At 51.5% G+C, this 21,779-nt stretch carries 22 protein-coding genes; 9 read left to right on the top strand and 13 right to left on the bottom strand.

Annotation, left to right across the window (positions count from 1 at the left end; all coding sequences use genetic code 11):
- Positions 1-203: 203 nt before the first annotated feature.
- From CCC32_RS01190 to CCC32_RS01155, 8 genes are all read left to right on the top strand, one after another.
- The gene (locus CCC32_RS01190; RefSeq protein WP_044075341.1) at positions 204-920 is read left to right on the top strand and encodes a Bax inhibitor-1/YccA family protein; all 717 of its coding nucleotides are present in this window, start codon (positions 204-206) and stop codon (positions 918-920) included.
- 635 nt (positions 921-1,555) lie between these two features.
- Complete coding sequence (locus CCC32_RS01185; protein ID WP_278841523.1) at positions 1,556-1,876, top strand: hypothetical protein; 321 nt, start codon at positions 1,556-1,558, stop codon at positions 1,874-1,876.
- Positions 1,877-1,947: 71 nt separating this feature from the next.
- A complete protein-coding gene (locus CCC32_RS01180; RefSeq protein ID WP_022317032.1) occupies positions 1,948-2,427 on the top strand; it encodes an arginine repressor in 480 nt (159 codons plus the stop codon).
- Positions 2,428-2,460: 33 nt separating this feature from the next.
- On the top strand, positions 2,461-3,243 hold the full coding sequence (locus tag CCC32_RS01175; RefSeq protein WP_044080110.1) for a pyrroline-5-carboxylate reductase family protein: 783 nt from the start codon (positions 2,461-2,463) through the stop codon (positions 3,241-3,243).
- A gap of 35 nt (positions 3,244-3,278) precedes the next feature.
- Positions 3,279-3,836 carry a TlpA family protein disulfide reductase gene (locus CCC32_RS01170; protein ID WP_082026176.1) on the top strand — a complete coding sequence of 186 codons (558 nt, stop codon included), beginning with the start codon at positions 3,279-3,281 and terminating at the stop codon, positions 3,834-3,836.
- Between the two features lie 21 nt (positions 3,837-3,857).
- Complete coding sequence (locus tag CCC32_RS01165; RefSeq protein ID WP_287071653.1) at positions 3,858-3,992, top strand: hypothetical protein; 135 nt, start codon at positions 3,858-3,860, stop codon at positions 3,990-3,992.
- An 811-nt stretch (positions 3,993-4,803) separates the two neighbouring features.
- The gene (gene pta, locus CCC32_RS01160; protein WP_287071651.1) at positions 4,804-5,814 is read left to right on the top strand and encodes a phosphate acetyltransferase; all 1,011 of its coding nucleotides are present in this window, start codon (positions 4,804-4,806) and stop codon (positions 5,812-5,814) included.
- 33 nt (positions 5,815-5,847) lie between these two features.
- Positions 5,848-7,041, top strand: coding sequence for an acetate kinase (locus tag CCC32_RS01155; protein ID WP_287071649.1), 1,194 nt, complete (start codon positions 5,848-5,850; stop codon positions 7,039-7,041).
- Positions 7,042-7,145: 104 nt separating this feature from the next.
- Here the strand turns inward: CCC32_RS01155 and CCC32_RS01150 are convergent, their stop codons facing one another.
- The 5 genes from CCC32_RS01150 to efp form a co-directional block, all read right to left on the bottom strand.
- Positions 7,146-7,910 carry a UDP-2,3-diacylglucosamine diphosphatase gene (locus CCC32_RS01150; RefSeq protein ID WP_022315783.1) on the bottom strand — a complete coding sequence of 255 codons (765 nt, stop codon included), beginning with the start codon at positions 7,908-7,910 and terminating at the stop codon, positions 7,146-7,148.
- Positions 7,911-7,995: 85 nt separating this feature from the next.
- A complete protein-coding gene (locus CCC32_RS01145; protein ID WP_022315784.1) occupies positions 7,996-8,316 on the bottom strand; it encodes a DUF59 domain-containing protein in 321 nt (106 codons plus the stop codon).
- Positions 8,317-8,431: 115 nt separating this feature from the next.
- Positions 8,432-9,151, bottom strand: a complete 720-nt coding sequence (gene radC, locus CCC32_RS01140) for a RadC family protein (protein WP_287071646.1) — start codon at positions 9,149-9,151, stop codon at positions 8,432-8,434.
- Positions 9,148-10,188, bottom strand: coding sequence for a glycosyltransferase family 2 protein (locus CCC32_RS01135; RefSeq protein ID WP_042518238.1), 1,041 nt, complete (start codon positions 10,186-10,188; stop codon positions 9,148-9,150). Before CCC32_RS01135 ends, radC begins: the two co-directional genes overlap by 4 nt.
- A 204-nt stretch (positions 10,189-10,392) precedes the next feature.
- Positions 10,393-10,959, bottom strand: coding sequence for an elongation factor P (gene efp, locus CCC32_RS01130; RefSeq protein ID WP_042518237.1), 567 nt, complete (start codon positions 10,957-10,959; stop codon positions 10,393-10,395).
- Positions 10,960-11,199: 240 nt separating this feature from the next.
- Here efp and rpmH point away from each other — a divergent pair, with 240 nt between their 5' ends.
- On the top strand, positions 11,200-11,355 hold the full coding sequence (gene rpmH, locus CCC32_RS01125) for a 50S ribosomal protein L34 (protein WP_013063965.1): 156 nt from the start codon (positions 11,200-11,202) through the stop codon (positions 11,353-11,355).
- A 252-nt stretch (positions 11,356-11,607) separates the two neighbouring features.
- Here rpmH and cdaA read toward each other — a convergent pair whose 3' ends face one another.
- The 8 genes from cdaA to CCC32_RS01085 form a co-directional block, all read right to left on the bottom strand.
- The gene (gene cdaA / locus CCC32_RS01120) at positions 11,608-12,381 is read right to left on the bottom strand and encodes a diadenylate cyclase CdaA (RefSeq protein WP_022315788.1); all 774 of its coding nucleotides are present in this window, start codon (positions 12,379-12,381) and stop codon (positions 11,608-11,610) included.
- Positions 12,382-12,410: 29 nt separating this feature from the next.
- A complete protein-coding gene (locus CCC32_RS01115) occupies positions 12,411-13,292 on the bottom strand; it encodes a dihydropteroate synthase (RefSeq protein ID WP_287071630.1) in 882 nt (293 codons plus the stop codon).
- Positions 13,293-13,334: 42 nt separating this feature from the next.
- A complete protein-coding gene (locus CCC32_RS01110; protein WP_287071628.1) occupies positions 13,335-14,048 on the bottom strand; it encodes a NigD1/NigD2 family lipoprotein in 714 nt (237 codons plus the stop codon).
- A complete protein-coding gene (locus tag CCC32_RS01105; protein WP_287071626.1) occupies positions 14,048-15,199 on the bottom strand; it encodes a 1-acyl-sn-glycerol-3-phosphate acyltransferase in 1,152 nt (383 codons plus the stop codon). Before CCC32_RS01105 ends, CCC32_RS01110 begins: the two co-directional genes overlap by 1 nt.
- Positions 15,200-15,223: 24 nt before the next feature.
- Positions 15,224-16,240: a D-alanine--D-alanine ligase gene (locus tag CCC32_RS01100; protein ID WP_022315792.1), complete on the bottom strand. Its 1,017-nt coding sequence runs from the start codon at positions 16,238-16,240 to the stop codon at positions 15,224-15,226.
- Positions 16,241-16,283: 43 nt separating this feature from the next.
- The gene (locus CCC32_RS01095) at positions 16,284-17,342 is read right to left on the bottom strand and encodes an RluA family pseudouridine synthase (RefSeq protein ID WP_022315793.1); all 1,059 of its coding nucleotides are present in this window, start codon (positions 17,340-17,342) and stop codon (positions 16,284-16,286) included.
- Between the two features lie 93 nt (positions 17,343-17,435).
- Positions 17,436-18,131, bottom strand: coding sequence for a PASTA domain-containing protein (locus tag CCC32_RS01090; RefSeq protein ID WP_287071623.1), 696 nt, complete (start codon positions 18,129-18,131; stop codon positions 17,436-17,438).
- A 683-nt stretch (positions 18,132-18,814) separates the two neighbouring features.
- Positions 18,815-21,610, bottom strand: coding sequence for an FN3 associated domain-containing protein (locus tag CCC32_RS01085; protein WP_287071621.1), 2,796 nt, complete (start codon positions 21,608-21,610; stop codon positions 18,815-18,817).
- Positions 21,611-21,779: the final 169 nt, after the last annotated feature.

Genomic DNA, 21,779 nt, shown 5'->3' with positions numbered 1-21,779 from the left:
GGTACGTCCTTTTCGGCAGGTTCGGTTTATAAAAAACGAACGATAATTTGTAAAATAGCAAACTGATTGTAAAAAGCGACACCGTTTTCCAGATGTGGAAATAAGGAAAGAGATGTTAATAATCAATGTTTTTTCACCCATTGTTGCCGTATAACGGATAATAATGCGTATGTTTGCACCTAGAATATTTTAAAATAACGATTATGAACGAAGACAAACTTTACAGAATGATAGAGGAGAAGGAAGGCATGGTAGCATTGGCTTTCCCTGCTCTTATGAGAAAAGTGTACGTATGGATGGCTCTTGCCCTCGTGATAACGGGCATCACGGCATTCGGCATCGCCAACAATCCCGGCCTGGCATACACGATAGTGACCAACCGCCTGCTGTTCTGGGGACTCGTCATCGCCGAGTTCGGTCTGGTGATCGCCATCAGCGGAGCCATAAACCGCCTGTCAATAACCACCGCCACGCTGCTGTTCATCCTGTATTCGGTGATAAACGGCGCCACTCTGTCGGTGATATTCCTGGCATACACGCTGACATCGATAGCCAACGTGTTTTTCATCACCGCCGGCACCTTCGGTGTGATGGCGTTCCTGGGCTACACCACTAAGAAAGACCTGACGTCGCTGGGCAGGATGATGTTCATCGGACTCATCGGCATCATCATCGCCACGATAGTAAACCTGTTCTTGGGCAGTTCGATGCTCAACATGATAGTGAGCTACGTGGGTGTAGTGATATTCGTGGGCCTCACGGCATACGACTCCCAGAAAATCAAGCACATGCTCTATGAGGCCGACTCCATGGACGAGGGTGCACAGAAACTGGCATTGCTCGGTTCGCTGACTCTCTATCTCGACTTCATCAACCTCTTCCTCATGTTGTTGAGGATATTCGGAGGAAACAAGGACTAAAGATACAGGGAAGTTCACATTATTATATAGAGAACAACAAACTCGGGAGGTAATGCCAGCACAAGGGTTGGCATTACCTTCTTTATTTCTTGGATATTCATATTCTCCATACCTGTTGGCGGAATTGATTCAGTGCATACTTAACCCGACCGATTTGGGTTAAAATTGGGCACGCTGCTTGCCCAACTGGGGCAACGTGCTTGCCCATCATGGGCACGGTGCTTGCCCCGGATGGGCAGATTTGCTGTCAGACGTCTGCCCAATAAGTTAATGTTGCAACACCCATATTCCTGTTTTCATGATTCAGCCAACACATACAATTCCTGTCGTCTGAATTCCTTTCATCTGATAATTCTTTTTATCTGACAATTCTCTTTTCATCAGCAAACCATCCAGACAATTGGCTGACAATTGCCTGACAGCCAACGGTCTGATTGCCAGTATATTACGACAAAAAACCAGACAATCTGACAGTTTTTCAGAAATTCTCGTTTTTGCTAAGAATCAGCGATATGGGCAACTTTTGCTCATATCGACCAACTTAAATTAATTCCGCCAACGGGTTATTCTCCATTGATCATAGTTGTATTGATTATCTCTTATTGCTGTCTGGGCAAACTTTTGCGAGCTAAATAATGGCAGATATACTTCTCAGGTTGGCATTGTTTTCAACCAACATCCCAATCATTGGCAAGGATAATAAAAACGTCAGGAAATGGGCAGCACGCTTGCCCATGTTGGGCAAGCACCGTACCCACTTGGGGCAAGCACCTCGCCCCAAGTGGGCAACTTTCGCACCCCAGACAATGCCCAAAGTTTCCATGAAAGTAAACGTTCGTAAAGGAGATGCAAAAAGCGCCATCAGAAGCAACACGGCTTTTCAGAACAAGTGTCATAATGATATTTATACAAGAAAAACACTCAAATATTTAGACTATATACACAACAATCAATAATTCACGTATAAATACTTGCATTTTTAAGTAAATATACATAAATTTGCAACGTATCACCAAACTATACGATTATGAGAGTAAAGAACAGCAGAATGGAAGTCTTGAAGATGCTAATCTCAAGCAAAGACCTGGGCAGTCAGGAGGAAGTGCTCAAGGCTCTCAAAAGCGAGGGCTACACCATCACGCAGGCCACTCTGAGCCGCGACCTCAAACAGCTGAAGGTGGCAAAGGCAGCAAGCATGAACGGCAAATACGTGTATGTCCTGCCCAACGAAACGATGTATAAGAGAGTGCCAAGCCAGCAGACGGCAAGAGAGATGATGCAGTCGTCGGGATTCAGGTCGATAAACTTCTCGGGCAACATGGCTGTGATAAAGACCCGTCCCGGATATGCGAGCAGCATAGCATACAACATCGACAACAGCAACATACCCCACATCCTGGGCACGATAGCCGGCGACGACACGATATTCATCGTGAAGGGCGTGGGAGTGTCAAACGACGAAGTGATAGAGGGACTGCGCCACGTATTGCCGAATATTGAATATTAGCCACTAAATTAAAATCATACAACAGGAGGAATCATGAAAATTTCAATAATAGGAGCAGGAGCAATGGGAGGAGCCATCGCCGAAGGACTGCTCAGATGCGACGACCTGAGAGCCGACGACATCACCGTGTGTGACCACAACCAGCCTGTGATGGACCACTTCGCGCAAAAGGGAACGAGCGTGACATCCGACAACCAGCTGGCGGCAGAAGGCAGCGACATCGTGATGGTGGTGGTGAAGCCATGGTGCGTGGAACAGACACTGAAAGGCATCAAGCCCGTTATCGACTACAAGAGCCAGCTGCTCGTGGTGGTGGCGGCAGGAATACCGTCTGAAAAGATAAACGAATGGATGGAGAAAGACGGGGAGAAACCATCACTCTTCCTCGTGATGCCAAACATCGCCATCGCCGAAAAGGCATCCATGACATACATCTCTGCCTGCGGAGCATCGGCAAAGGAGAAACAGACCGTGACAGACCTCTTCGACAAACTGGGAGAGACGATAGTGCTGGAAGAGAGACTGTTCCCGGCGGCAACGGCAATGTCGTGCTCCATTGGATACGCCATGCGGTATGTCAGGGCAAACGTGGAGGGTGCCGTGGAAATCGGCTTCAAGGCGAAAGACGCACAGAAGATTGTGCTGCAGACGATAAAAGGTGCCGTGGAACTGCTGCAGGCATCCGGAGAACACCCCGAAGCCGCCATCGACAAGGTGACGACTCCCGGCGGACTGACCATCCGCGGACTCAACGAGATGGAGCACGCCGGATTCTCAAGCGCCGTGATAAGAGGACTCAAAGCTGGAAAGATATAACTAAGTCATTAACTCAAATAAAAAAAACGGATATTATGAAACTACAACTATCGCTGACCACGGCTCTCATGCTGACTACCGCCGTGGCAATGGCAAACTGCGGAAACCAGAAAGTACAGAACAACCAAGCCGCCACTCCCGATGCCATACAGCAGGAGGCGAACGACACACTGGAAGACCAGCCGATGGCTCCCGACTTCGAACTGACCGACATCAACGGCAAACAGTTCCGTCTGTCGAGCCTTAGAGGCAAGATCGTGGTGATCGACTTCTGGGGCAGCTGGTGCGGATGGTGTGTGAAGGGCATGCCGGAGATGAAGAAATACTACGAGAAATACAAGGGCAAGATGGAAATCGTCGGCGTTGACTGCGGCGACACCAAGGAACAGTGGAAAGCCGCCGTCGACAATCTCTCACTGCCCTGGATTCACGTATATAACCCCCAAGGTGCCGGAGACATCACACAGGAATACGGAATACAGGGATTCCCCACAAAATTCATCGTAGGCAAAGACGGAAAACTGATAACATTCGTCATCGGCGAAGACCCTGCCTTCTACACCACGCTCGACGAAGTGATGGAAAAGGAATAGATCTCACCGTAGGACTTCGGCGTGACGTTGGGCGTGAATGCTGCCACCCAAGACCGTAAGAAAGACGGAACGATGTATTCCATCAGCGGAATGAAACTGAAAGAAGCTCCAGCCAACGGCATGTATATCATGGACGGCAAGAAGGTTTTGAGATAAAGTGACTGATCGGCGTAGCCACGCCGACATGACGAAATAAGTGAAAGACGGTTGCTCTGTGAATGATGTTCATGGGGCAACCGCCTGTTTTCTTTGGCAACTAAGAAAAGAACAGAATCGCTTCTAAACTGCAGCAATAAAACGGCAGTTCCTTCGCTATACGACAAAAAGCAAGATCAATGAAAAAAGTGAAGAACTATTATTCCTATATCCATGTATCCCTTTGTGCTGTAACAGTACTTTCAATGTCGTAATGAAGTGTTGTCAAGGAGACTGCCTTTGATGCCATAGCAGACACAATCACCGACCCCAAGACCAGGACCCATGTCTTTACGAGAGAGTATGACACAGAACCTTATCAAATCAATATGGGAGAAATTGTAAAGTCAAGGAAGGCACAGAAAAAGCAAAAGGAAAAGGAGCTTTTAGAGAATTACGATAAAATCCAAATCAGTAATTAGTATATTCTTTCAGAGCCCTGAATGGAGATTTTATGTTCCTGCCAGAAAGTATAGCAGCACAATCAGCACTCAATAAAAGCCAGACGAAATCCACTCTTCTGAAAATCAGAATCCAAGCAAGCCCTGATTACAGATTTTGGATAATATATATAGGTGATATATATCAAGAAACCGTTTTTTTTGCAAAACAGGGCTTACAAAATTGGAAGAACGGCGATATTTATAAAAAACTCAACAAAACGGCACCACATTAGAAATAAAATGACTACTTTTGCATAACATCTACGATGAACATACATTGAACACCGTACCTGCCTGACAAGACAAACTTATTTAAACACACTATAATCATGGATTTAGTACAATCAATCATCGAGCGCGCTAAAAGCAACAAGCAGCGCATCGTGCTCCCTGAAGCAACAGAGGAGCGTACACTTAGAGCAGCCGACAAAGTGTTGGCAGAGGGCGTGGCAAACATCATCCTCATCGGCAACCCTGCCGAGATCAACTCTCTGGCTGAGAAATGGGGCTTGAAGAACATCGACAAGGCTACCATCATCGACCCGGAGAACAACCCAAAGAGCGAGGAGTATGCCACTCTGCTGGCTGAGCTCCGCAAGAAGAAGGGCATGACAATCGAGCAGGCCCGTGAGCTCGTGAAAGACCCACTCTATCTGGGCTGCATGATCATCAAGACCGGTGATGCCGATGGACAGATCTCCGGTGCGCTGAGCACCACAGGCGAGACACTGCGCCCAGCATTGCAGATCATCAAGTGTGCTCCTGGCATCACATGCGTGAGCGGTGCTATGCTGCTCCTCACAAAGGAGCCTCAATATGGCGAGAACGGTGTATTGGTAGTCGGCGACGTTGCCGTTACTCCAATGCCAGACGCACAACAGTTGGCACAGATCGCAGTGTGCACAGCCCAGACAGCAAAGTCTGTTGCTGGTTTCGCTGAGCCACGCGTTGCAATGCTGAGCTTCTCTACAAAGGGCAGCGCGAAGCATGAGGTTGTAGACAAGGTGGTAGAGGCTACCAAGCTTGCCAAGGAGATGGATCCGGAACTGAAGATCGATGGTGAGCTCCAGGCTGACGCCGCTCTCGTTCCATCAGTAGGCGAGAAGAAGGCTCCAGGCAGCGAAATCGCTGGTAAGGCAAACGTGCTTGTATATCCATGCCTCGAGGTGGGCAACATCTCTTACAAGATGGTGCAGCGTCTTGGTGGCGCCGAGGCTATCGGCCCAGTGCTCCAGGGTATCGCACGCCCAGTGAACGACCTGAGCCGCGGCTGCTCGGTAGACGACATCTACAAGCTGGTGGCTATCACCGCTTGTCAGGCTATGGACGCTAAGAATTAATCAAAAGTCTCACTAAAAAACAAATATATCAAAATGAAGATTCTGGTTTTAAACTGTGGTAGCTCTTCTATCAAGTATGCTCTCTACGACATGGACACCAAGACTGTAATGACATCTGGTGGTGCGGAGCGCGTGGGACTCGACGGAGCTTTCGTGAAAGTGAAACTCGCCAACGGCGAGAAGAAGACGGTGATGCACGACATTCCAGAGCACACAGAGGGTGTAAAGTTCATCTTCAGCCTGCTCGTTGACCCAGAAATCGGCGTCATCAAGGATTTGAAGGAAATCGACGCTGTAGGCCATCGCACCGTTCACGGCGGCGAGAAGTTCAACAAGAGCGTTCGTCTCACCGAAGAGGTGCTGAAGGTATACGAGGAGTGCAACGACCTGGCTCCTCTGCACAACCCAGCCAACCTGAAGGGTATTCGCGCCGTTCAGGAACTGATGCCGGAAATGCCACAGGTAGGTGTGTTCGACACAGCATTCCATCAGACAATGCCTAAGGAGGCTTTCATGTATGCCCTTCCTTACGAACTGTATGAGAAGTATGGCGTGCGTCGCTACGGCTTCCACGGAACAAGCCACCGCTACGTGTCACAGCGCGTATGCGAGTTCCTCGGCGTAAAGGCTGAAGGCAAAAAGATTATCACATGCCATATCGGAAACGGTGCGAGCATCGCTGCCGTAAAGGACGGCAAGTGTGTTGACACCTCAATGGGTCTCACTCCACTGGAGGGACTTATCATGGGTACACGAAGCGGCGACGTTGACGGCGGTGCGCTGACATTCATCGAGAAGAAGCTCGGACTGGATGCCGACGGCCTGTCAGACCTGCTGAACAAGAAGAGCGGTATGCTCGGCATCACAGGCGTCTCTTCTGACATGCGTGAGATCGAGAAGGCTTTCGAGGAAGGCAACGAGCGTGCAAAACTCGCTTTCGACATGTATTTCTACCGCATCCGCAAGTATATCGGTGCATACGCAGCAGCTATGGACGGTTGCGACATCATCGTGTTCACAGCCGGCGTTGGCGAGAACCAGCCAAGTCTGCGTGAGGAAGTATGCAAGAAGCTGACTTACCTCGGAGTGGAAATCGACGTGGAGAAGAACAAGAACCTCCGCGGCAAAGAGGCCCTCATCTCTACTCCAGAGTCCAAGGTGGCAGTATGCGTCATCCCAACCGACGAGGAGCTGATGATCGCTTCAGACACAATGGCACTGCTCTAACGAGACACCCCACTGCAAAGACATCAATAATAGCAATAAAGGCTGCGATGAGATTCGCAGCCTTTATTGCTATTATTGATATTGATTGATATTGATACTGTATATCACATCTTGCTTTCTCCCTCTACATATTCCTCAAGGAATATATGCTCCCCGTCGTATACCACATAGGAGAACTGCCATATCCAGTCGCCCAGAATCATCATGCGCACCTTGCGCGAGAGCATGAGGTCGAGTTCGATATGACGATGACCATACACGAAATAGTCGATGTTGGGATGGGTCTTCATATACTCCTTGGTGTATCTTACGAGATATTCCTTGTCCTCGCCCATATATGGCGGCTCCTTGCCGTCGGCACGCTTCATGCGGCTTCTCCTCGCCCATTCAAGTCCGAACCACATTCCCCAACGCGGATGCAGCGAACTGAAGAGGTGCTGGCAGAAGCGGTTGTGGAACACCTTGCGTATGAATTTGAAGCGCGAGTCAGGGTCGCCCAGTCCGTCGCCATGAGCCAGATAGAACACCTTGCCGTAGATGTCCACCGTTTCCGGCTTCTTGTGCAGGATGACGCCACACTCCTCCTCCAGATATCCATACATCCAGATGTCGTGGTTGCCGGTGAAGTAATGCACCTCCACTCCCATGTCGGTAAGCTCCGAGAGTTTGCCGAGGAACCGTGTGTAGCCCTTCGGCACCACATATTTGTATTCATACCAGAAGTCGAACATGTCGCCGAGCAGATATATCGCCGACGCCTTATGCTTTATGTCGTCGAGAAAGCGCACCAGACGGCGCTCGTGCATTCTGCTGTGGTCTATCGCCAGAGAGCCGAGGTGTGCGTCAGATAGGATGTATACGTTCTTCATAACTTGTGTTTTGAGTGTTATTGACATAGGGTGCAGCGTTTCCGCCGTGCGCGTGCCGTGCGCATGGCGATTCGGGAGGTCTGCGTCAGTCGATTCCCAGTTCGAGACGTGCCTCTTCGCTGAGCATGCTCTGGTCCCAGGCAGGCTCAAACACGAGGTTGACGTTAGCCGACTTCACTCCCTCAAGCGAGTCCACCTTCTGGCGCACGTCCTCCAGGATGAAGTCTGCCGCAGGGCATGACGGAGCGGTGAACGTCATGTCGATGTCCACATTGCCGTCATCTCCCACCTCAATCCTGTATATGAGTCCGAGGTCATAGATATTCACTGGTATTTCCGGGTCGTAGACGGTCTTCAACACGTCAACGATTCTTCCCTCTATCCTTGTCTTTTCTTCTTGTGTCATACTTAGATAATTAAATTAAATACAAAGATAGCGAAATAAATCAAAAATGAAGAATTAAGCTTGAAGAATATTTCCCGACAGCGGGAAATCATGGGCTTATGAGGCAGCGCACAAGCTATCTGTCGAGTTTTCCGTTCTCCATATAGCTGTAGTAGTCGCTGTCTGTAATCACGAGGTGGTCGAGCATGTATATCCTCATGGTCTCACAAGCCTTCTGCAGACGCTGCGTTATGCGGTCGTCGTCGCCGCTGGGCTGCGGATTGTTGCTCGGGTGGTTGTGGCAGAGAGCCACTACGGTGGCATTGCAGAGCAGTGCCTCTTTCAGCACTATCCGCACATCGACAGAGGTCTCGCTTATCCCGCCGCTCGAAATCCTGACGGTCTTTATGAGTTTGAAGTTCTGGTTGAGCAGGAGCACCCACGCCTGCTCCGTTGCGAGGTCCTGCATCTTGGGACGCATATACTCATATATCGCCTCTGCCGAATCCATACGCTGGCGCTCTTCCGCCTTCTCGCTCTGGCGGCGCTTGCCCAGTTCGCAGGCAGCAAGGATGGTGATGGCCTTGGCTGGTCCGAGTCCCTTGTATCTGGCGTCGGTAAGCTCACTGATGCTCTTCTTGCCGAGGGTGTTGAGATTGTTGTTGCAGTCGCCGAGCACACGCTTCATCAGTTCCACGGCTGTCTCCTCCGGCGAACCAGACCCTATGAGGATGGCGAGGAGCTCAGCATTGGTGAGCGCCTCCGCGCCGAGTCTCATGAGTTTCTCCCTCGGTCTGTCTTCTTCTGCCCATTGTGTGATGTTGAGTTTTTCCATAGTCAGACGGAGTGGAATCATTTGTAGAATGTCTTCTCAAAAGCCTGGAACTCGTCTTTGCCCAACACGCAGCGTTTCCACCATGCCGAAAGGAATCCGCATCCATATCCCATCAGCTGCACGAAGGCGGCGGCGATGCTCATCCCACCGATTTTGGCGCTGCGGTATTGCTTTGTGGCATCGATGAATATCAACACGCAATATGCCAGGATTGGCAGCCACGGAGCGGCACACAGCCAATACCAGCGGTCGATGTCGTCGTAGTGCATCAGCAGTCTGCCGACGGCTGACGTGAGCACGAGAAGGATAACGCCCACGGTGAATACCATCGGGAGCAGATGCACGAGCTTCAGCGACTCCGGGTATTTCTTGTATAGGTTGATGCGCGCTATGCCGCTGTTGTATACCTGGCGGAAGAACTTGCGGAAGTCGGTACGGCGCTTGTGCCACACCCATGATTCGGGAAAGAGGCGGCATCTGCATCCTGCCTTGAAGATCCGGATGCTGAAGTCTATGTCTTCGCCGAAGCGCATCTTGGAGAATCCTCCCAACTTGTTGTATACGTCTCTCCTCACTCCCATGTTGAAGGAGCGCGGATAGAACTTGTCGAGCTTTTTCTTCTTGCTGCCGCGTATTCCGCCGGTGGTGAAGAAGCTGGTCATTGAATAGCTTATCGCCTTCTGCGTGTCGGTGAACGACGGATGGGCGCAATCCGGTCCGCCGAAAGCGTCGGCAGGCTCACGCTGCAGTTCCTCGCTCACGCTGCTGATGTATCCCGGCGGCAACACCACGTCGGAGTCGAGAATCAACACGTAGTCGCCTTTGGCACGCTCCACTCCATAATTGCGGCTCTGTCCGGGTCCGCCGTTCGGCTTCATATAATAATGCAGGTCGAGGGCATCGGCGTATCTGTCGCACACTTCCTTGCACGGCTTGCTGCTGCCATCTTCAACGATGACCACCTCAAAGTCTTTCTCTGTCTGCCCGACGAGACTTGCGAGCAGTTCGTCTACCTCGTCGGGACGGTTATATACTGGAACAATAATGGAGTATTTCATATCTGTTGTGTCAAGGGCTTCTGTTTTGTTGCTGCCACCATAATTTCCCCTTCGGGTATCATGGCGACATTCTTAGTGTTTGCCCGTATGGGCATGGAAACAAAAAATGGTGAAGCTCCAGCAGCCAGCCCACTCGTAGCAGGACACCATTGGATTCTTCACCACTTGTATGTCATCCGTCAATAAGACTCTTGTCAACGGTCATTATTCCTTCACGCGGTTCAGATAGCTACCGTCGCGAGTGTCAACCTGGATAAGGTCACCCTCGTTGATGAAGAGAGGCACGCGGATCTCTGCACCGCTCTCTACTGTAGCAGGCTTTGTAGCGTTGGTAGCTGTATCGCCCTTGATTCCCGGCTCGCTGTGAACCACGCGGAGGTTTGTCTTTACAGGCATCTCGGCATAGAGCACTGTGTCTGTGTCAGCATCAGAAACAACTTCCACGATGTCTGACTCCTTCATGAACTCAACTCCTGACACGAGCTCTGCAGGGATAGGAGTCTGGTCGTATGTCTCCTGATTCATGAAGATATAGTCCTCTCCCTCTTTGTAGAGATACTGGTATGGGCGACGTGTGATAGAAACATCCTCAAGTTTCTCGCCGATATTGTAACGACGCTCAAGCACACGACCGTCTGTAACGTTCTTCAACTTGATGTTCATGATGGTGTTTCCCTTACCTGGCTTGCGGTGCTGGAAGTCGATGCAAACCCAAATGCCGCCGTCCATACGAACAGCAACGCCTTTCTTAATGTCCTGTGAATTAATCATTTTGTTTTTATTGCTTATAATTTATAATCTCATTTCTGAGGCTGAAATCTCCACCTCCACAGTCATAACACCGTCAGGGATAGCGATTTTGCCTGTTTCCGACTGCAAAGTTACAACAAATTCAGAAAAAACCATAAAAGAAGTGCGCAAAAATCCGTTTACCTTTGGTTAAATCAAAAGAAATGAGTACTTTTGCAGCCCAAAGTGTATAAACAATAACAATAAATAAAATAAAAAACGATGAAAAGAACATTTCAGCCACACAACAGAAGACGTGTGAACAAGCACGGTTTCCGTGAGAGAATGGCAACAAAGAACGGTCGCCGCGTGCTCGCTGCACGTCGCGCAAAGGGTCGCAAGAAGCTTACTGTTTCTGACGAGAACCACGGCAAGTAATTTGCGCGCCTTTATCCAAAGAAAGGAAAACAGCAGAGGAGAACATCGGCATCACGCTGAATGTTCTCCTCTGCTTTTTTATTGTATCATCAAATCGGACTTATTATCCATCCAACCGGACTATATTATCGGATCATCCAACCGGACTGAATTATCAGACAAGCATATCATACCCTATTGACGGACAAGCATATCGGACCCACTTATCAGACAGGACGCGATACGGTCCCGTCAGCCCATGGTGTCTGTGCATCAGCCCAACAGTTCCTTGGTCAGTATGCTCTCAAGCAGCTCGCCTGACAAACGCAGGCGGAACTCGCCCTTGATAGCCACGGAGATGCCTCCCGTTTCTTCAGACACCACCACGGCGATGGCATCGCTATCCTGCGATATGCCGAGGGCTGCACGATGGCGCAGTCCGAGCTCCTTGGGTATGTCCACACTGTGGCTCACCGGCAGGATGCAGCCGGCAGCACGGATACGGCGTTTCGACACCACCATCGCACCGTCGTGGAGCGGTGAGTTCTTGAAGAAGATGTTCTCTATAAGCCGCTGGTTGATATTGGCGTCTATGATGTCGCCGGTCTCTATGATATCGTCGAGCGACACCATACGCTCTATCACGATGAGCGCTCCCACCTTGCCGCGGCTCATGTTGATACACGCCATCACGATTGGCATGATGGCTGTCTTGTCCATATCCTTCTTGTTCTTGCTGCCCGACGAGAAGAGGCTGGCGAAGCGTCTCATCCGCTGATGCGCTCCGAGCGAATACAGAAACTTTCGTATCTCCTCCTGGAAGATGATGATGAGGGCTATCACTCCCACGCTCACCAGCTTGTCCATGATGCTGCCCAGAAGTCGCATCTCGAGCACCTGGCTCACGAAGAGCCAGATCACCACAAACACGATGATGCCGATGAACACGTTGAGCGAACGCGACTCCTTCATCAACCGATACAGATAGTATAGCATCATGGCGACGCATACTATGTCTATTATGTCTTTTATTCCAAATTCAAACATCCGTTTTTCTCCTTATTATATATATAGGCTCATTCTCCGCATCCGAGCATCTTCTCCACAATCTTCACCGTCTCCACGCATGGCTTCACGTCGTGTACCCTCAATATCGAGGCTCCCTTGAGCAGCGACAGCGTGTTGACGACGGTAGTGCCGTTCAGCGCTTCGGCAGGAGTGGAATCCAGGAGTCTGAATATCATCGTCTTTCTCGATGCCCCCACGAGGACGGGCAGTCCGAAAGCCTTCAGTTCGTCCATCCGCTGCAGCAGTATATAGTTCTGGTCGAGCGTCTTTCCGAATCCGAAGCCCGGGTCGAGGATGATATCCTTGACTCCCAGGTCGCGGAGCATCTGCACCTCTCTCGCCAGGTTTATCATTATGTCGCCCATCTCTCCATGGGTAGACATGAGGATATATGGCACACCGAGCTTTGCCACCATGCGGAAGATGGCGGGATACCTGCTGTCGTCGCTCTCCGTCTCTCCGTTGGGATTCGTGGCATCGGCGCCTCCGAAGGCTCCGTTGATGTTTCCCTCGGAAACGTCGTTGATTATAGCCGCCCCGAACTCCTCCACTGCCATCCGGGCTATCTCCGGACGGAAGGTGTCGATGCTGAGCACTGCATCAGGCTGCTGTCCTCTCACTATCGTCAGGGCACGCCTCATTCTCTGCATCTCTTCTTCTTCCGTCACCTGTGCCGCTCCGGGCCTTGTGGAGAAGGCTCCGATGTCTATCATGCTGCCGCCCTCCGCCACAATCTGGTTGGCGCGGTCGGCGATGTCGCGTTCCGTCTGCTTGCGGCTTCCCTCATACTGGGAGTCTGGAGTGGCGTTCAGAATTCCCATCACCTGCGGATTTGAGAGGTCGATGAGTCTGCCGTTGGCATTGATTGTATAATTTGGTAATCCTTTCATTTCTTTCTTTTCATTTGTCTTGTCATGGCTGGTTGGCACCGCCTATGGCTGGAATGTGCGGCTGACCACTCCCTTGTATGTGTTCACGCTCACCTCTATCTCGTCGCCGTCACCAAGCTTCACCGGCAGTTCGTCGAGCGACAGACTGACATACAGCGGTGTGGAATAATATTGCGGCACTCCGTTCTGCGAGTGTGCCAGCATGAAGGAATGGCGCTGCGCTCCGCCGTCGAGCGTAGTGCTGCCGGTATAGACCCAACCTATCGCCTGCGCTGCCACATTACCGTCTGTTGTACCGGTTTTCAGTTGCAGTCCCAGGTTTATATACTTGTGGTTGTTGCTTCTCCATGCCGTTTCCATCACCACGGGGTCGGTGGGCAAATCGGCTGCCAATGCCATGCGGTTCACCACCTTAGGCATCAGCACCCTGCCAATCGCCACGGGGCGCACCGCTGCCTCCCTTGCCGATTCCGACAGTTGGGCGGCATCATAATAGAGCAGCGCACGGCACACGGTGTCTGGCGCTGACCATCCTGCCGCTATCGTCGGCTGGAGTGTCAGCGAGAGGTCGTTGTCGGTAATTGCCGCCGTGAACTTGCCGTCGTGGTCGGCGAACGCCTTCACGAAGTCGGCACGCATATACGACAGACTGCCGTCGCCGGTGTCGTAAGCATCGCTGCTGCAAGCCGAAACGGCGAGAGCGAGCATCACCATACCGGCGGCGGCAGTCGTTATGTGTCGTAGAATCGTCATCATCAATCGGTTACGGCAAGGCTGTTTCTTGCCGGGTTAGCATACATGGTGAGCATCCGTTCTCTCAGGAACGCCTCATCCTTGTTCGGGATGTCAATCCTGGCAATCTGTCCCTGCAGATATTTCTCAAACGCCGCCTTGTCATCAGCCGTATATCTGCCGGCATGCGCCTCATTGCCTTCGAGCATGTCGAGGGCGATGTAGTTTGAAGGATAGAGGCGGTAGTTCCTGAATATCTCCTTGTCGATATGTTCGGCAATGACGTCAAACACCTTCGTCTTCGGAATATCCGGCGACAGGTTGTCGAGGAACCCGTCGATACACGGTGCGCAGTGGTAATGCACGCCCCCCTTGTATCCCATGATGCCGGTGCGCATGCTGTTCACATCGTCGAGCGCCGTCTTCTTCCATCCCGGCACATCGCGCCTGAGCTGGAACTCGGCAGCCTTCAGGAAGTCGCACGGGTCGTATTCGTAGGATATGGCGAGCGGCACGATATGCAGCTGGCGCAGACGGTCAACGGGGCTTCCCTCCCCTCCCATCGCCATCATCTTGAGGATGGACGGCTGTGTGCGGTCGTTGGAGTCTTTGGCTCTGCCTTCGCGCTGCGCAATCCAGATGTTGTCGTTCTTCTCGCCCACCACGTAGTGCATATACTCCGCCATCTTCTTGCTCGCCATGAGGAACTCCCTCGGCGAGAGCGAGCGCTGCACGATGAACGACTTGTTGAGTCTTACGAGGTCTTTCACCCATGGCAGCGACAGCAGATTGTCGCCGATGGCAATCTCGCATGTGGTGTTGAAGCCAGCGTCATAGAGCAGCACGTCGAGGAGCGCCGAATCGAGCACGATGTCGCGATGGTTGCTCACAAAGGTGTAACGCTTCGTCACGTCCACCGCCTCCACATTCATGTCGAACCCCTTGCTTGCCTTTGCCATGAGGTCTTTCAGAAAACCATAGCAGAAAGCGAGCTGGAACTCCAGGTTCGTCTTGCATGCCATCATCTTTGTCTTTACCGCCTCCAGTGGCACTCCTGGATAAAGATATCCGAGCACCTGTTGGAACTGTGCGTCCGAGAGCAGGCGTTCAAAGGCTGCAGGCAGCTCTTCGGGGTCGAAAGGACGTATATCGTCGTAAATGGATGGAGTCTTCATAATGAATAGTATTATGTATTATCGTTATCTGAACTGGTTCTCCACGATGTCCGTCAGCACATCCGTCATGTTCAGTCCGGCAGCCTTCACCTGCTGTGGTATGAAGCTGGTGGCGGTCATTCCCGGTGTGGTGTTTATCTCTATCATGTTCACCTTGTCCACCTCTTCGCCGTTGCTTCCCACTCCACGGCTGATGATATAGTCGATGCGGATAATACCGTTGCAGTGCAGGATGTCATAGATTCGGCTCGTTATCTCCTTCACGCGTGCCGTGGTCTCCTCACTGAGGCGTGCCGGTGTTATCTCCGTCACCTTGCCGTTGTATTTGGCGTCGTAGTCGAAGAACTCGTTCTGTGTCACCACCTCGGTAGCCGGGAACACCACGCTCTTCTCGCGTGTCTTGTAGCAGCCGATGGAGATTTCCGTTCCTTCGATGAATTTCTCCACCATCACGTCGTCGCTCTCCATTATTGCCTTGCGGATGGCTGGGGCGAGCTGGTCTTTGTTCTTCACCTTCGACACACCGAAGCTGCTGCCGTCGGCTGCCGGCTTCACGAAGCATGGCATACCGATCTTCTCCTCTATCTCATCGTCGGAAACGAGAGTCTCGTAGCCTTTGCGGATGAGCAGGCTGTCGGCAACGCTCACTCCATAGCCGCGCAGATACTGGTTGAGCACGAACTTGTCGAAGGTCATTGCCTCTACGAGCACTCCGCTTGTGGAATAAGGCAGATGGATGAGTTCGAAATATCCTTGCAGGATACCGTTCTCGCCCGGTGTGCCGTGGATGGTGATGTAGGCATAGTCGAACTGCACGAACTTTCCGTTGTCCATAAACGAGAAGTCGTTGCGGTCGATGGGTGCCCATGTGCCGTCGGCGAGTTCCACGCGCCAGTTGTAGCCTTTCATCTCAACGATATATACATCGTAGCGCTCCTTGTCGAAGAAAGAATAGAGTCCCTGTGCCGAGCGCATTGACACGTCATGCTCTGATGAGTCGCCACCACAGACGATGGCTATCGTACGTTTAAGATTTTTCATAATGATGAATATTTTAATGTTGTTATTTTCCGTTTTATTGTTTTCATTCTCTCACCGGCACCCTCTTCTGCCATTTCTCTATCAGCATCTGCATGTCGTCGGGCAGTTCTGACGTGAAGTCCATCTGCTGTCCCGTCTTGGGATGCACGAAGCCGAGTGTCTTGGCATGCAGGGCCTGGCGTGGACATATCTTGAAGCAGTTGCGCACGAACTGCTGGTATGTGCCGCAGCGCTCGCCTCTCAATATCTCGTTGCCGCCGTATCTCTCGTCGCTGAAGAGCGGATGGCCGATATGCTTCATGTGTGCCCTGATCTGATGTGTGCGCCCCGTTTCGAGGATACACTCCACGAGGGTGACGTAGCCGAAGCGCTGCAACACCCTGTAGTGGGTCACCGCCGGCTTGCCGATTTCGGAGCCGGGAGGGAACACTGCCATGCGCAGACGGTCTTTGGGGTCGCGGCCGATGTTTCCTTCTATGCGTCCGTCGTCCTCCACGAAGTTGCCCCACACCAGGGCGTTGTAGCTGCGGTGGGTGGTCTTGTTGAAGAACTGCACTCCGAGCTTTGTCTTGGCGAGTGGCGTCTTTGCCACCACGAGCAGTCCGCTGGTGTCTTTGTCTATCCTGTGCACGAGTCCCACTTCGGGGTCGTTGGGGTCGTAGCCGGGCACATCCCTGAGGTGCCACGCCACGGCGTTGACGAGTGTGCCGTGATAGTTGCCGCATCCGGGATGCACCACCATTCCGGCGGGTTTGTTTATAACCATCAGCTCGGAGTCTTCATACACCACGTTGAGCGGTATCTCCTCCGGCTCTATGCTGCTGTCGTATTGCGGACGGTCGAGCATCAGTGTGATGACATCACCCGGACGCACTTTGTAGTTGCTCTTCACCGGTTTTTCGTTCACATGCACGAAACCGGCGTCTGCCGCCTTCTGTATCCTGTTGCGGCTTGTATGCTGCAGGTGTTCACACATGAACTTGTCTATTCGCAGCGGCACCTGTCCTTTGTCCACTACCAACCGCTGGTGTTCGTAGAGCTGTCCGTTCTCGTCGTCGGTCAGTTCTTCCTCGGTTGCCGGTATCATGGAGTCTTCTATCATTGTCTGTATTCCGTCGTTTTGTTGTCATTGTGCCAGTGCCGCTGTCGGCGTCTGGCTTGTCTTCTCGCTGTAGGGATTACGGTCTGCCGGTTTTTATTCCGGACCATTCACCACCTCGAAGTCGTCGTGGCCTCCCTCTCCTTCTATCACGCCGCCGTCGGTATGGGTTGCCGTAGAGTCGCCGTCGTTAGGCACATATTCAGGATCGGTGTATATTATGTCGTCGTCCATGTTCATCACTCCGTCGCCCACCTGTATCGTCAGCACGTCTTCGATAGACACTTTCTGTCCGTTTCTCAGGTTCTGTCCGTGACACACCACTCCATACACCCAGTCTTTCTCTCCCGACACATACTGTGGCGGTCCAACCTTGAATCCCATGGCTATCAGGTTTGCCCTTGCCTCTCTGTAGGAGTTGTTGTCGATGATGTCTGGGAGCGTGAGCATCGGCGAGTGTGCGGAATTTATCACCACATACACCACTCTGCCTCTCTTCACCTTCGACCCGGGTGCGAGCATCTGGTCGAGCACGCAGTCGGGCGGCAGCGTCTTCACATATCCCGTGTCCACCACCTGTATCTCGAGGCCCCTGTTGGAGAGCAGCTGTTCGGCATCGCTGAACACCTTGTGTTTCACATCCGGCACCACTATCTCCTCACCGTGATGAGTGTATAGGTCGAGTCCGAACTTAACGCCGAGGCAAAGCAGCACCACAACGATAAGCATAGCTCCGATATTTGCCCAGAACTTGCCGCTCATCAACTTTCTGAAGAATTCGTTTGCCGTCATTTAATAATTATCTGTCTTGTTTTACCTTTATATTGGCAAAGATAGTGAAAACGAAGACAATACCAAAATAAAATCTTTTATTTTTTATCCCAAATCGGTCATTAGGGCTTAAGCCATGATTTTTCGAAAGTAATATGAGTAAAAGTTGCCAATATCGCTGATTCTTAGTAAAATCAAGAATTGCGAAAAAACTGTCAGACCATCTGGTTTTTCGCTGTAATGTTCTGACAAACAGGCAGTTGACCATCTGGCGATTGTCAGCCAATTGTCTGGATGGTTTTTGCTGGCGAAAGGAATTGTCAGATGTAAGGAATTCAGACGACGGGAATTGGATGCGTTGGCAGAATCCTGAAAACAGAAATATGGGTGTTACAACATTAACTTATTGGGCAGACGTCTGACAGCAAATCTGCCCAACAGGGGCAAGCACGTTACCCATGATGGGCAAGCACGTTGCCCCAGTTGGGCAAGCAGCGTGCCCAATTTTAACCCAAATCGGTCGTTAGGGCTTGCTTGGATTTTGATTTTTAGAAGAGTGGATTTTGGTTGGCTTTTAACCCAACGATTCTGCTTCTTTTCTTAGTTGCCAAAGAAAACAGGCGGTTGCCCCATGAACATCATTCACAGAGCAACTGCCTTTCACTTATTTCGTCATGTCGGCGTGGCTACGCCGATCAGTCACTTTATTTCAAAACCACCTTCTTGCCGTTGTGGATGAAGATGCCCTTCTGAGGAGCAGCCACACGAACGCCCTGCAGAGTATACCATGCGGCATCGTCGGCAGCGGCAGCATCAACGCCACTGATAGAGAGAGTCAGCTTGTAGGTCTCCTCGGCAGCCTTAAGGTCTTCGAGAGCCTTCTCCACATCTTCGAGAGTAGCGTCAGCGTTGTCGCAAACGCCCTGCGCCTTGTCGATGGCAGTCTTGAGAGCATTGGCATCAGCGTCGGCCTCAGTGTCCTTGCCCTCTATCAGAGCATTGGCTTTCTGAATCTCGGCAGCCAGTTCCGCTCTTGCCACACTCATGGCGTATGCCTCCTCGGCAGCCTTCAGCTTCTCGATGGCAGCGTTAACCTCAGCCTTTGTCTCGGCAGAATCGTAAACGCCCTGAGCCTCGTCGATGGCAGCCTTGAGAGCCTTTGCATCCTCGTTGTTCTCCACATCGGCATCACCGAGCAGAGCGGTAGCCTTAGCTATTTCCTCAGCCAGGAGAGCCTTCTCGGCAGTGATGTCCTCCGGCACGTATTCCACGAGCCAGCGAGAGTCGCCGATCTGGAATTTAGCCTGCTGCGAAGAGGCAGCCACGGTGAAGTCACCGTTTGCCGCATCAGCGAAACCTGGGTCTGTGTTGTGTGATGTGGCGGTCTGGTCAGAACCCTGCTTTGTCTCGTCGGTCCAGCCGGTCTGCTCAGTGCCGGCATTGATATATGTGTTGTTCTCATAAACCACGGTAGGATTGTTGGAGTTCTGTCCTCCGAGCCATCCGCGCACCTCATTGCCGTCCTGTGTGCAGTTGGCAATGATGGAGTTCTTAAGAGTCAGAACGAGAGACTTCTGTCCCTTGCCCTGGAAGTTGTTGAACTGCTTGCCTACAGCCACCTGATAGAGAGTGGAGTTTGTGATAGAAGTAGCCTGCTTGTATTCCACCTGGTCACCGTCGAGGTCTCTCACTCGGCCGGCGGTCTTGATAAGCTGTCCTGTGTGTCCCGCTTTAGACCAGAGAGTGGAGTTGCTGATGCTGAGAGAAGCAGGATAGCCCTTAAAGTCGAACACGTTGGCAGAGCCCACGAGTTCCACATTGGCATTCTCTACCACTACCTCACCGACGTAAGACTTCTGTGCATCGTTGAGCAGAGATGTAGAGAGCGAACTGATCTTCACGTTCTTTACAGCCACGATGTCAACGCCCTTGTAGCCGGCGTTCACCGTTCCGTCCTGATTGAAAGCCGGCTGGCTGCCGCCTTCTATCTTCACGAGAGGTTCTGTGAGAGCGCTGGCGTCGATTGTGGCAGGAGCCGTGGCATCGCCGAGAATCTGGACAGAAGCCGGTGAAGAGATAGCCTTGCTCACGGTATATGCACCGTTGGCAGCGAGGTTAAGAGTCACGCTGCCCACCTTGTCGCCGGCAGCCGTCACAGCCTCTGTCTCCTCTGCCACCACTGCGGCGAGGTCTTTTCCTGTTTCCACATCCTTGTTAATCTGAATCCATCTGGCATTGCGGGTGATGGATACAGGCTGGAACTGGGCATTGTCGTTGTAGCGGCTGATAACGCCGAGGATGTCGTATGTGGCATCGGCAACAGGTTCGTCGATGGTCAGACCGAACTGGTTGTAGCCGGCAACGGCAGCCTCATCCTTCTTGATTTCGAAATTTCTGCTGTCGGCAGCCGGTGCGGTATAGGTAACGCCCTTGAGCACAGCCACCTTGTTAGCGTTCTCCAGTGTAACGTCGGCTGGTGTCACCTCATCGTATGTCAGTTCGTCTTTCACTCCCTCAACGGCAGTGAGCGCAGTAGTAGGAACCACCTCGAAGAGACCCTTGTAGAAGGAAACCTTGCCCTGCCATCCGGCAGTGATATGCTGTCCCGGCTCGAAGGTGAAGCCTCCGGCAACGTCGTATGCGAAGGTAACGCCGGTAGCGTCTTTCAGATAGAGATGCTTGGCTGTAGGAGCGGCTGTAACGACAGCCTCACCGCCAAACACGAATTCGGTGCCATCGGCAAGCTGTGTCAGTTCGGCGATGTTTGCCACCGTCGGGATGGCAACGAACTGCATTGTTGCCACTGCGCTTGCATCCTTTCCCTTATATGCTATAGCCTTGACGGTTGCTGTGGCATCGAGAGAGAACGGAGCGGTATACTCCGTGCTTGCATCCGTAGGATCGGTTCCGTCGAGGGTGTAGTATATCTTGGAATCTGCTGTAGAGCATGCCAGAGTCACTGTGGTAGTGCCGATGAACGGTGTCGTTCCCTCGATGGTAGGAGTGGCTACCGAAGCGGCTGTTCCCTCAACGATTGTCAACTCAGTGATGTAGGCGCGCTTTCCGGCAGTAGCGATGGTGATGGAATTCACCGTGGTGTTGCCATCCATCGTCACTGAGTATTCACTCACCTCGCCAGTCAATTCCGCAAATTCAGTACCAGCCACTTCCAGTGTCTTCTCGGTATTCTTATACCACATTGCCTTGAACTTGATTGCTGTAGGCTTTGCTGGAGCAGCGAGGTTGAGGGTCATGGATCCCGGCTTGGAATTTGCTCCGAGCTTGAGTCCTCTGCCCTTGCGGGCGAGGTAGACATTATTAGCATCGGTAATGCTTTTAAGATTTTCGGAACCAGATTTCACGATTTCTTCCATCGTTGTAATCTTCGTCTGCGAATCATTGGTTCCAGTGCCTTCATTGAAGACAATCACCTTGTCTGCCGACATTCCCATCACGAAGCATAACAGGAACGTCCAGATTAGTAAAAGTTTTTTGTTCATAGAATTAAGTGTTTGAATTAAATTTTAAAGAGATCAGTTTTATCGTAAAGCCGAAGCTTAACTTTGGCAAAGTTAATGCAAGGCGAGAGGAGAACGAAATGAATCCATCATTCATTTCTTATCCCGAGCCGAAGCTTAACTTATGCAAAGTTAATAAAAATCAAGACAG

It is taken from the genome of Prevotella sp. LMAG:51 (genome assembly GCF_008680225.1).
Classification (GTDB): domain Bacteria; phylum Bacteroidota; class Bacteroidia; order Bacteroidales; family Bacteroidaceae; genus Prevotella; species Prevotella pectinovora.
This window is presented reverse-complemented; position numbering and strand designations above follow the sequence as displayed.